The following is a 12,134-nucleotide window of genomic DNA, read 5'->3' as shown; positions in this document are numbered from 1 at the left end:
TACACAGCGGTGCTCCTTGTCGTGAGTTTGTTCAGACGCCCTGGATGGCTGGACTGCCACTGGGCGATACCGTAGCGCTTTGGCGTGCAGCGCGCCGGCCCGCCCGGTCCCACGCCTTTTCATGGAAGAAGAAGGCCACCGCCTGCACCGTGGGCTCCAGCAGGCTCAGAGTGAGCGAGGCCCACAGGTTGCCGGTGACGGCATAGGCCACCAGGGCGGCCACGCAGATGTGGATCAGGTAGTAGCTGCCCGTTTTCATCAGCATGGTTTGGTTCTGGCGGGCAACGTGGCGGATGAGGGACATGGCGGACTCCTACTTCTTCGGTTCAACAGAGACTGCGGCAGTGCAGCAGGGATGGTTGAATGGTAGTGATTCGCAATATCAAAAGCCAATTGATCATCACTAAAGTGCAGATAGCCGCTATCCCATGGCGCTGTGCGAAGAGCCGCAGCGCCTATCCCAAACAGACTGGTTTTGCGCGTGAACTAGTTCACGTTCCGCCGCTAAAAAAAGCCGATGCGACCAAAGCCCCCGTTGCTATGATGGCCGCTCTTTTCAACCCCCTCTTTTGCTTTGGGAGCACACATGGCCCTCATGGACTTCATCAAGAAACAGTTCATTGACATCATTCAGTGGACCGAAGAGGGGGACGGCACGCTGGCCTGGCGCTTCCCCATGCGCGACATGGAAATCCAGAACGGCGGCACGCTGGTGGTGCGCGAGTCGCAGATGGCCATCTTTGTGAACGAGGGCCAGGTGGCCGACGTGTTCGGCCCCGGCACCTACAAGCTCACCACGCAGACGCTGCCGGTGCTCACGTACCTCAAGAACTGGGACAAGCTCTTTGAGTCCCCCTTCAAGAGCGATGTGTACTTCTTCAGCACGCGCCAGCAGATCGACCAGAAGTGGGGCACGCCCCAGCCCATCACGATCCGCGACAAGGACTTTGGCGCCGTGCGCCTGCGCGCCTTCGGCAACTACGCCTTCCGCATTGCCGACCCCAAGCTGTTCCACACCGAGATCTCGGGTACGCGTGAGTCCTATCCCGTGGCCGACCTCGAAGGCCAGTTGCGCGGCCTGGTGCTGCAGAACATCAGCAACGCCATCGCGGGCAGCGGCCTGCCGTTCCTGGACCTGGCGGCCAACCAGGTCATGTTTGCCGATGCGCTGACCAAGGAGCTGGCGCCCATCTTCGCCAAGCTGGGCATCTTGATCGAGTCCCTCACGGTGCAGAACGTCTCGCTGCCCGAAGAGCTGCAGAAGATCCTCGACCAGAAGATCGGCATGGGCATGGTGGGCAACGACATGGCCAAATTCATGCAGTACCAGACGGCGCAGGCCATCCCCAAATTTGCCGAGGGCGCGGGCAACGGTGGCGGCGTGGCGGGAGACGCCATGGGTCTGGGCGCGGGTGTGGCGCTGGGCCAGGTGCTCGCGCAGAACCTGCAGCAGGGCCTGCAAGGCGGCGGCGCAGCAGCCCAGGCAGCGCCCGCAGCGGCGGCCGCTGCAGTGGGCGTCAAGCCCGAAGACGTGATGGCCACGCTGGAGAAGCTGGGCGAGCTCAAGTCCAAGGGCATCCTCACGCAGGAAGAGTTCGACGCCAAGAAGGCCGAACTGCTCAAGAAACTCGTCTGATCGATCGGATCGATTGCTATCATAAAAATAGCTGTTTGCGCTGGAGGGATAAGCGCTAGAGGCCAATAGGGCTTCAAATCCGTTTAGCGCGGCGCGGGCAGAACACTCCACACGATGGCCACCGACCCCACCCAGCGCTATTACCGCGCGCCCTGCCCCGGCTGTGGCGCGCCGGTGGAGTTCAAGAGCGCGCAGTCCACCCATGCCGTCTGCGGCTACTGCCAGAGCACCGTCGTGCGCAGTGGCGACGTGCTCACGCGCCTGGGCAAGATGGCCGAGCTGTTCGACGACCACAGCCCGCTGCAGCTCATGGCCAGCGGGCGCATTCAGCTCGACGGTAAGGACGTTCCCTTCACCCTCATTGGCCGCCTGCAATACAAGGGCGACGCGGGCGTGTGGACCGAATGGGCGGCCTTCCTGAATGACGGCACGCTGGCCACGCTGGGCGAAGACAACGGTGCCTATGTCTTCACCCGGCCCATCGACCCCGGCCGCGAGATGCCTGCGCCCGAGCGCTTTCGCATCGGCACCACCACGGCCATCAACGGCAAACCCTACAGCGTGGCCTACACCGGCCAGGCACAGCTGATCTCGGCCCAGGGCGAGCTGCCCAAACTACCGCCGCTGGGCCAGCCCTTTGGCATGGTCGAGCTGCGCAGCGCCGACGGCGAGGTGATCAGCATCGACTACGGCCACACCCCGCCCAATGTGGAGCGTGGCAAGGCCGTGCTGCTCGAAGACCTGCAGCTGCAGGGGCTGAAGGACGAATCGGCCAAGGACGAAAAAGGTCGCCAGTTCAACTGCCCGCACTGCGGTGCGCCCGTGCAGGTGCAGCTGTCCACCTCCAAGAGCATCACCTGCGGCTCGTGCGCCAGCATCATCAGCCTGGACAGCGGCGTGGGCGGCGAGCTGCGCTCGGCCGAGCAGGACGAACCCGTGCAGCCCCTCATCCCGCTGGGCAGCAAGGGGCAGCTACAGGGCGTGCACTGGCAGGTGGTGGGCTTTCAGCACCGCATGGGCGTGGAGCCCGGCCATGGCGAGGACAGCGAGCACTTTGGCTGGAGCGAATACCTGCTCTACAACCAGAAGCGCGGTTTTGCGTTCCTGGTCGATTCCGAAGAAGGCTGGAGCATGGTGCGCCCCACCACCGGCGCGCCGCAGATGGCAGCCACGGGTCGCTCCGCCACGTACATGGGCACCAAGTACGACCTCAAGTACACCTACGAGGCCGAGACCACCTATGTGCTGGGCGAGTTCTACTGGCAGGTCACACGCGGACAGAAAACCACCAACCGCGACTTTGCTAGCGCCAAGGGCCTGCTGTCGATGGAGCAGAGTCCGAACGAGATCACCTGGTCTGCAGGGGACAAGCTCTCCAGCGACACGGTGGCCAAGGCGTTCAAGCTGGATGACAAGAAGGATGTCCTGAAGCGCGACGACCCTGGCCCGTTCGTGGCCAAATCTGGCCTGGGTTGCGGCACCATCATCATCATCGCGGTGGTGATCCTGATCCTGCTCATCCTGCTGAGCCGCTGCTCCAGCTGCGATCCCCGGGTCGAAAACTGTTCCTCGTCCTCCAGCTACCGCAGCTCGGGGGGCTCGTACGGCGGATATTCGTCGGGCGGCAGCCACAAGTAGTGCAGCGTCTGCGCTTGCCCACCGTCTACCCGCCACTGTCACTGACCACACGTTTCAAGGAGATCACACCATGATGGGATTCGAATGGCTCAAACCCGCGGCATTTCTCGGGTCCATCCTCTACGCCATCATTGGCGTCATCATCTTCTGGCTGGCCTTTGTCATCGTCGACAAGATCACGCCCTATGACCTGTGGCGCGAGATCGTTGAAAAGCAGAACCAGGCCTTGGGTCTGGTGGTGGCTGCGATGTGCCTGGGCATCAGCATCATCGTGGCGGCTGCCATCCATTGACGCATCGACGCATTGATTGGTTTTCGAGCCCCTACTGCCTGAATGAACGAAGCGGCGCACCCGGCAGGGTGCGCTGACCGCCGCCTTGTCGTCTCCCACCCCGCCTTCCGTCGCGCCCGCGCCTGCGGTGCCGAACCCAACCTCCGGCCCCCGCCCCATCGACATCGCGCTGCTCATCAGCGTGTTCGTTGTGGCGGCCTGCGGCTTGCTGTACGAGCTGGCCGCCGGTGCGCTGGCCTCCTACGTGCTGGGCGACTCGGTGCTGCAGTTCAGCACCATCATTGGCACCTACCTGTTTGCCATGGGCCTGGGCTCGTGGTTGTCGCGCTATTTCGAGCGGCAGTTGCCCGCGCACTTCCTGCGCATCGAGCTGCTGGTGGCGCTGATCGGCGGCGCGCTGCCCGCCACGCTGTTCCTGGCCAATGCGTACGCGCCGGGCGCGTTCCGGTTTCTGCTGTACGGCATGGTGCTGGTGGTGGGCACGCTGGTGGGGTTGGAGATTCCGCTGGTCATGCGCATCCTCAAGCGCAACGTGGTGCTCAAGGACCTGGTCTCGCAGGTGCTCACGTTCGACTACCTGGGTGCGCTGGCGGTGTCGCTGGCGTTTCCGCTGCTGCTGGTGCCGCACTTGGGGCTCATCCGCACCGGGCTGCTGTTCGGGCTGATGAACGCCGCCGTGGCGTTGTGGGCTGTATGGCTGTTCCGGCATGAGCTGCGGCGCCTTCAAGCCCACTTGTTCGCCTGCCTGATGGTGGTGGGACTGTTGCTGGCCGGGCTGGCGGGGGCCGAGCAGATCACGAGTCTGGCCGAGGACAAGTTCTACCAGGACCGCATCATCTTCACCACGGCCACGCCCTACCAGCGCATCGTGGTCACGCAGGGCCGCTATGGCCACCGGCTGTACCTCAACGGCAACCTGCAGTTTTCCGAGTCCGACGAATACCGCTACCACGAGGCCCTGGTGCACCCTGCCATGGCCGCCCACGGGGCGCCCAAACGGGTGGCGGTGCTGGGCGGCGGCGACGGCATGGCCGTGCGCGAAATCCTCAAGTACCCCTCGGTCGAGTCCGTCACCCTGGTCGAGCTGGACCCGGCCATGACGCGCATCTTCAGCGAGAACCCCACGCTGGCAAAGCTCAACGGCAACGCGCTGCAAAACCCCAAGGTGACCATCGTCAACACCGATGCCTTTGGGTGGTTGCAGCAGGGGACGGACCTTTTTGACGTGATCGTGGTGGACTTTCCCGACCCCACCAACTTCTCCATCGGCAAGCTGTACACCAACAGCTTTTATGCCTTGCTGGACAAGCGGCTGGCGGCCAGTGGCTACGCGGTGGTGCAGACCACCTCGCCGCTGGTGGCGCGCCAGAGCTTCTGGACGGTGGTGCAGACCATCGAATCCGTGGGCCTCTCGACAGCGCCGTACCACGCCCACGTGCCCAGCTTTGGCGAATGGGGCTATGTCATCGCCAGCCGCAGGCCCTGGCGCCTGCCCGATGCCTTGCCGCCCGGGCTGCGGTTTTTGAGCCCCCCGTCGCTGCCGCTGCTGTTCGACTTTCCGCTCGATATGGCGCGGGTGCCGGCCGATGTGAACCGCCTGTCCAACCAGGCCCTGGTGCACAGCTACGAGCGCGAATGGGGCAAGGTGGTGGCGCATTGAGCCATCCGTGGTCCGTGCCCCACCAGCATTCGCCGAGCGATTTGCAGGGGTTCTGCCCGCTGCCACCCACTTCACAATCGGCTACAAAGCTGTCAAGACTTGATCGCCGTGGGCTCCCGATGCCGGATTTCTTTTTCCTCTCTAACGCACAGCCCTATCCGCTGCTCTGGGCCCAGCATGATCCTTGGCTGGTGGCGCTGTCTGTAGCGATGGCGGTGCTGGCGTCTGTGCTGGCGCTACAAATGGCGGGCCTGGCCCGGCGTGCAGACACTCGGTTCATGCGCCAGATGGCGCGAGGGTCCGGTGCGATGGCGTTGGGTGGGGGCATCTGGTCGATGCACTTCATCGGCATGCTCGCATTCACAGTGTGTGGGCGCGGGCGTTTTGATCCCTGGATGACAGCGCTGTCTATGCTTCCGAGCGTGGCTGCGTCGTGGGTTGCGCTGGGGCTGCTGATGCGCCGCGAGATCAGCCGTGCAGCCCTGGTCGTCGGCGGCGTGCTCGTCGGCGCTGGCATTGGCGCCATGCATTACATCGGTATGGAGGCGTCCCAGTGGGCTCCATTCATGCGCTTTGATCCTTGGGGCTTTGCGGCCTCCGTCTTGGTGGCCGTGCTGCTGGCCATTGTGGCCCTGTGGGTGCGATTTGGACTGGAGCGGGTGGTTCGCTGGCGGGCCCGCTGGCTGAACCTGGCAGCGGGCGTGGTCATGGGGCTGGCCATTGCGGGCATGCACTACACCGGGATGGCGGCGTTGCGCTTTATCGAGGTGCCAAACGAGTTGGAGCTGTTGGCTGCTGCAGAGGGCACTCCCATGGCCCTGGCGGTGGCTGCCGTGGCCCTGGTTATTGGTGTACTGGTCATCGCCATCAACGCTGGCCTGCGCTACCGGCAAATGTTCCTGCAGATGCGCCAGAGCGAGTCCCGCCTGCGCGCGATTGCCGACACGGCCGTGGATGGCATGGTGATGATTGATGCGCAGGGCCGGGTGCAGTCCTTCAATGCGGCGGCCGAACGCATCCTGGGATGGCGCCCTGAGGATGTGGTGGGCCAGAACGTGTCCATGCTCATGCCCGAGCCTGATCGCTCTCGCCATGACACCTACCTGCAGCGCTACCTGCAGGGCCAGGGCGGTGGCGTGGTCGGCGCCAACAGCCGCGAGGTGCTGGCCTTGCGCCCCGACGGCAATACCGTGCCCATTCGCATTGCCGTTGGACGCGTACCGCTGGATGGCGAACCGGTGTTTGTGGGGTTCATCAGCGACCTGACCCAGCGCCGCGCGATGGAGCAGGAGCTCAAGGCGAGCGAGCAGCGTTTGCGCTCGCTGATAGGGAACATTCCTGGTGTGACTTTTCGCTGCCGCTATGACGCCGACTGGACCATGCTGTTCATCAGTGATGCCGTGACAGCGCTGACGGGGTGGCTGCCGCAAGACTTCCTGCAAGGGCGTGTCAACTTCACACAGTTAACGCTGCCTGAAGAGGTGGACCGTCTTTGGAACGAGGTGTCGGCAGCCATTGAGGAGCACAGGCCTTATCACGTGGAGTTTGGCCTGCGTGACCGCGAGGGCCGCTTGCGTTGGGTGTCCGAAAGCGGGCGCCCCGTGGTGGGGGACGATGGCCAAGTGCAATGGATTGACGGGGTCATCATGGACATGACCGCCTTCAAGGAACGCAACGCAGAGTTCGAAAGCACCGTGCGCGCCATCAACCGCGCGTTGGCGGTAGTGGAGTTCGACATGCAGGGCCGTGTGCTCCATGCCAATGACAACTTCCTCAGTCTGATGGGCTATGGCCTCCAGGAGATCGTGGGCCAGCACCACCGCATGTTCTGCGAGCCCGCCTACGCGCAGACCGAGGCGTATGCGCAGTTCTGGCAGCAGCTCCGATCCGGTCAGCTGGATGGCGGTGAGTACCAGCGACTGGGCAAGGACGGCCGGCGCATCTGGATCCAGGCCACCTACAACCCCATTTTTGACGCGCAGGGCCAGCCCTTCAAGGTCGTCAAGTTTGCGACCGACCTCACCCAGCGCCGCACCATGGAGCAAGAGCTGCGCGCTGCCAAGGAGCGTGCCGAGCAGGCCGCTGCCGCGCGCAGCACCTTCCTGGCCAACATGAGCCACGAGATCCGCACGCCCATGAACGCCATCATCGGCTTCACCGAGGCCCTGCTCGACACCCCCATGGACGCGCAGCAGCGCCGCCACCTGGGCACGGTGCAGCATGCGGCGCGGTCCATGCTGCGCTTGCTCAACGACATCCTGGACACCGCCAAGCTGGAAAAAGGCGCGGTGGAGCTGGAGATTGCCGACTTCTCGCTGCAGGAGGTGTGCGACCAGATCCTCGCCTCGCTGCGCATCCATGCGGGCAAGAAGGGGCTCGCGCTGCAGTGCGTGACGGACGACCGGGTACCGCCCTACCTGCGGGGCGATGCGCTGCGCCTGCAACAGGTGCTGCTCAACCTGCTGGGCAACGCGCTCAAGTTCACCGAGCGCGGCCATGTGCTGCTGCGGCTGGACTACCACGACGGCACGCTGGTGATGGAGGTGGAGGACACCGGCATCGGCATCGCCGCGCAGCACCTGGAGCGCATCTTCGACCCCTTTGCACAGGCCGATGCGTCCACCACGCGGCAGTTCGGCGGCACGGGCCTGGGCACCACCATCTCGCGCCAGCTGGTCGAGCTGATGGGCGGCAGCATCAGTGTGCGCAGCACGTTGGGCGTGGGCACCACGTTCACCGTGTGTGTGCCGCTGCCCGTGGGCCAGGCCACGGCGGCCGTGGCCACCGTGAGACAGGCCGTGCAGCTGCCGCCGCTGCGCATGCTGGTGGTAGACGATGTGCCGGCCAACATCGAGCTGCTGCAGATCCATCTGGACCGGGGGCGCCACCAGGTCACCGTGGCGCGGGACGGCGAAAGCGCGGTCGCCGCCTACGAGGCCGGGCGCTTTGACGTGGTGCTGATGGACCTGCAGATGCCCGGCATGGACGGCCTGGAGGCCACGCGCCGCATCCGCGCGTTCGAGCAGGCGCAACGGCGCAAGCCGGTGCCGGTGATCGCCCTGTCCGCCAGCGTGCTGGAGCAGGACCGGCGCAACGCCCGCGCTGCCGGCATGGACGGCTTTGCCAGCAAGCCGCTGGAGCCCGCCCGCCTGTTCCGCGAGATCGCCCGCGTGCTGCACCTACAGCCCGATGCCTCCTCGTCGGGCTGGAGCAGCCTGCAGACCCTGTCGCGCGGCCCCGACACGCCCCCCGCCCCCCAGGCTGCCGTGCCCGCCGTGGACTGGGAACGCGGCACCCGCCTGTGGGGCCAGCGTGCTTTGCTGCGCGACGCCGTGGCCCGCCTGCTGGCCGACCACGCTGCCACCCCCGCCACCTTGCAGGCCATGGTGGCGCAGCCCGACATGGACGCGGCCCGCGCGCTGGCCCACCGCCTGCGTGGTGCGTCCAGCAACCTGGCACTGGGCCCGCTGCAAACGCTGGCGCAGCGCATCGAGGAGGCCGCCCACAGCCTGGACCGCACAGCGCTGCAGCCGCTCGTGGCCGCCCTGCCCGCCGCGTTGCAGGCCGTGCAGCAGGCCCTCGCCCACGAGGCTGAGGCCGCCGCAGCACCCGCCCCCGGCGTGGGCCAGCACGCACCGCTGACCGCCGACCAGCGCCAGCAGGCCCGGGCTGCCGCTCACGCGCTGCAGCAGGCCCTGGCGCAGTCCGAGCTGGCCCAGCCGCCGCTGGACGTGCTGGTGCAGCTATTGCCTGCGGCCGCCACAGAGCGCCTGCAGGAGGCCATCGACACCTTTGACTTTGACCAGGCCGTGGTGCAGTTGCAGCAGCTGCGCACACACTGGCTGGACGAACCCCTGGAGAACCCCGCATGACCCCGGCCCCTGACCAGCGGCCCCGCCTGTTGCTGGTGGACGATGAGCCCACCAACCTGCAGGTGCTGCGCCACATCCTGCAGGCCGACTACCGCCTGCTGTTTGCCACCGACGGCGAACGCGCGCTGCAGGTGGCGCGCGAGCAGCGGCCCGACCTGGTGCTGCTCGACATCATGATGCCGAACCTGGATGGCTATGCCGTGTGCCGCGCGCTCAAGGCCGATGCCGCCACGGCCTCCATCCCGGTGATCTTCATCACCGCCCTCACCGACAGCCAGGACGAAACCGCCGGGTTTGACGCGGGCGCGGTGGACTACATCACCAAGCCCGTCAGCCCGCCCGTGGTGCGCGCGCGGGTGCGCACCCACCTGTCGCTGGTGCGCATGGACGAGCTGCGTGAAACCCGCCTGCAGATCGTGCAGCGCCTGGGCCGCGCGGCCGAGTACAAGGACAACGAAACCGGCATGCATGTGATCCGCATGAGCCACTTTGCCCAGCTGCTGGCGCTGGCTGCCGGCCACAGCCCGGCCTGGGCCGAAGACCTGCTCAATGCCGCGCCCATGCACGATGTGGGAAAGATCGGCATCCCCGACGCCGTGCTGCGCAAGCCCGGCCCGCTGAACGCCGACGAGTGGGACACCATGCGCCGCCACCCAGAGATTGGCGCCGAGATCATTGGCGAGCACCCGTCCGGCGTGCTGCAGCTGGCCCGCGAGATTGCGCTGGCCCACCACGAAAAGTGGGACGGCAGCGGCTACCCGCGCGGCCTGGCGGGCGAGGCCATTCCGGTGTCGGCGCGCATTGTGGCCGTGGCCGATGTGTTCGATGCGCTTACCACCCGCCGCCCCTACAAAGAACCCTGGCCCGTGCAGGATGCGCTGGACCACATTGCAGCGCAGGCCGGCAAACACTTCGACCCCGCCCTGGTGGCGCTGTTTGCCCCGCTGGTGCCGCAGCTGCTTGAGATTCGCGCCCGCTGGGCCGATTGAGGCGTGACCGCATGACCCCCTGGACCCTGCAGCGCCGCCAGTTCGTGGCGGGCGCCGCCGCCCTGGCCACGGCTGCGCTGGGCGGGTGCGACCACGCCGTGCCGCCGCTGGAAGGCGGCTTCACCGGCATCGACATGGCGCGCGGCCACCAGCTGCGTGAGTGGCTGGCGCGCGGCACCTGGCCCGAGCCCGCCGTGGTGCGCCGCGCGCAGGTCATCATTGCCGGTGGTGGCGTGGCGGGGCTGGCCGCAGCGCGTGCGCTGCGCCTGGCAGGCGTGCAGGACTTTGCGCTGCTGGAGCTGGAAGACACCGCAGGCGGCAACAGCCGGGGCACCGCCGTCAATGGCCTGGCCTGCCCGCAGGGCGCGCACTACCTGCCCGTGCCTGGCGACGACGCGCGCGAGGTGCAAGACCTGCTGGAGGAGCTGGGCCTGCGCCAGCGCGTGGCCGGGCGCTGGCAGTACGACGAACGCCACCTGTGCCACAGCCCGCAGGAGCGCCTGTACTTCGAGGGCGAGTGGCAGGAGGGCCTGCTGCCCGTGCAGGGCGTGGGCGAGGCCACGTTGGCGCAGTACCGCCGCTTTGCGCAGGCGGTGGAGCGTGAGTCGAAGGCCGCGCGGTTTGCCATGCCCGCACTCAAGCTGTGGACCGCCAAGCGCCCGCTGGCGCCCAGCCAGCAGGCGCTGGACGCCATGACGTTTGCCGCCTGGCTGGCGCAGGAAGGGCTGGACGATGCCCACCTGCGCTGGTACCTGGACTACTGCTGCCGCGACGACTACGGCGCCGGGGCCGACCGCGTATCGGCCTGGGCGGGCATCCACTACTTTGCCAGCCGCCACGGTTTTCATGCGCCTGGCGAGGCTGTGGACGAAGCCCGCGAAAGCGTGCTCACCTGGCCCGAGGGCAATGGCTGGATCACCCGGCGCCTGGCCGAGCCGCTGGCCAACACCGCCAACGGCGGCGGCCAGCTGCGCACCGGCACCAGCGTGCTGCGCATCACCGAAGGCCGCCACGGCGTGGAGGTGGATGCGTTCAACCACGCCACCGACAGCGTGGAGCGCTGGCAGGCGCCACGCTGCATCGTGGCGCTGCCCGTCTTCGTGGCGGCGCGCGTGGTGCAGAACCCGCCCGCCTTCCTCACCGGGGCGGCCCAGCGCCTGTTGTGGGCGCCCTGGCTGGTGGCCAACATCCATATCCACAGCCCGCTCACCGACCGCCCGGGCGCCGCGCCGGCCTGGGACAACGTCCTGTACGCCGACCCCACGGCGGGGGGCCTGGGCTATGTCAACGCCGGCCACCAGCGCCTGGACACCCGCGCCACGCTAGCCGGCCCCACCGTGCTCACCTACTACCAGGCGCTGGGCGACCGGGCGGACGGCCGTCAGCAGCTGGCCACCCTGCCCTGGCAGCACTGGGCCGACGCCGCCCTGGCCGCCCTGGCCGTGCCCCACCCCGACCTGCGCCAGCGCGCCACGCGCGTAGACATCACCCGCTACGGGCACGCCATGTCCATCCCCACACCGGGCTTGCTGCAGTTTTTGAGTCAAATCGGCCTGGAGCGCAGGTCTTTCGTGCCCAAGGTGCTATCAAATGGTGAGCGTGCCACCTGGCTGCCCACACCCACCACCGCACGGCTGGCGTTTGCGCATGCCGACTGGTCGGGGTATTCGGTGTTTGAAGAGGCCTTTACGCGCGGGCATGGCGCGGGGCTGGTGGCTGCCGCCGGTTGAGGTCTGCGGCGATTCGTCCAGACCGTTCCTAGCCGCGCTGCCCGTCCCACCACATCCCCAGGCACAACGCAACGCCCACGGCGTACAGCAGCCAGGTGGCCGAGACGACATAGGGATAGAACATCAAGGCCACGCCCCACCAGCGGGTGCGCGGCTGCTGCGCACGCTTGCCGTGCCAGTAGGCCGCCATGCCGATCAGGCCAAACAGGATGGCCCCCACGATGTAGGCCGGGCTGGGCAGCTCCAGGCCGAGGGATTGCAGTGCAGAGAGGGTTTCCATGGCGGGGGCGCAGGCTGTGCGGGTGGGGTGAGGCCGG

9 protein-coding genes are annotated in these 12,134 nt (G+C 66.9%); 7 read left to right on the top strand and 2 right to left on the bottom strand.

Going from position 1 to position 12,134, the window contains the following annotated elements:
• Positions 1-31: 31 nt before the first annotated feature.
• On the bottom strand, positions 32-304 hold the full coding sequence (locus ACOYR4_RS22940) for a DUF2061 domain-containing protein (RefSeq protein ID WP_422848188.1): 273 nt from the start codon (positions 302-304) through the stop codon (positions 32-34).
• A 282-nt stretch (positions 305-586) separates the two neighbouring features.
• On the opposite strand from ACOYR4_RS22940, the gene ACOYR4_RS22935 reads away from it, so the two are divergent.
• The 7 genes from ACOYR4_RS22935 (at position 587) to ACOYR4_RS22905 (ending at position 11,817) form a co-directional block, all read left to right on the top strand.
• Entirely contained in the window at positions 587-1,636 is a 1,050-nt protein-coding gene (locus ACOYR4_RS22935; protein WP_056056717.1) for an SPFH domain-containing protein, read from the top strand.
• Between the two features lie 114 nt (positions 1,637-1,750).
• On the top strand, positions 1,751-3,274 hold the full coding sequence (locus ACOYR4_RS22930; RefSeq protein WP_422848187.1) for a DUF4178 domain-containing protein: 1,524 nt from the start codon (positions 1,751-1,753) through the stop codon (positions 3,272-3,274).
• A gap of 73 nt (positions 3,275-3,347) precedes the next feature.
• Positions 3,348-3,566, top strand: a complete 219-nt coding sequence (locus tag ACOYR4_RS22925) for a DUF350 domain-containing protein (RefSeq protein WP_015016355.1) — start codon at positions 3,348-3,350, stop codon at positions 3,564-3,566.
• Between the two features lie 85 nt (positions 3,567-3,651).
• Positions 3,652-5,226 carry a polyamine aminopropyltransferase gene (locus tag ACOYR4_RS22920; protein WP_422848186.1) on the top strand — a complete coding sequence of 525 codons (1,575 nt, stop codon included), beginning with the start codon at positions 3,652-3,654 and terminating at the stop codon, positions 5,224-5,226.
• 119 nt (positions 5,227-5,345) lie between these two features.
• Positions 5,346-9,098: a PAS domain S-box protein gene (locus ACOYR4_RS22915; protein ID WP_422848185.1), complete on the top strand. Its 3,753-nt coding sequence runs from the start codon at positions 5,346-5,348 to the stop codon at positions 9,096-9,098.
• Positions 9,095-10,087 (top strand): response regulator, encoded by a 993-nt coding sequence (locus ACOYR4_RS22910; RefSeq protein ID WP_422848184.1) that lies wholly within the window; start codon positions 9,095-9,097, stop codon positions 10,085-10,087. The genes ACOYR4_RS22915 and ACOYR4_RS22910 overlap by 4 nt, the downstream gene beginning before the upstream one ends.
• An 11-nt stretch (positions 10,088-10,098) precedes the next feature.
• Complete coding sequence (locus ACOYR4_RS22905; RefSeq protein WP_422848183.1) at positions 10,099-11,817, top strand: NAD(P)-binding protein; 1,719 nt, start codon at positions 10,099-10,101, stop codon at positions 11,815-11,817.
• A 28-nt stretch (positions 11,818-11,845) separates the two neighbouring features.
• Here the strand turns inward: ACOYR4_RS22905 and ACOYR4_RS22900 are convergent, their stop codons facing one another.
• Positions 11,846-12,097, bottom strand: a complete 252-nt coding sequence (locus tag ACOYR4_RS22900; protein ID WP_056056709.1) for a hypothetical protein — start codon at positions 12,095-12,097, stop codon at positions 11,846-11,848.
• Positions 12,098-12,134 lie beyond the last annotated feature (37 nt).

Origin of the sequence: Acidovorax sp. M14, from assembly GCF_049331375.1 — a bacterium.
Taxonomy (GTDB): Bacteria; Pseudomonadota; Gammaproteobacteria; order Burkholderiales; family Burkholderiaceae_C; genus Acidovorax.
This window is presented reverse-complemented; position numbering and strand designations above follow the sequence as displayed.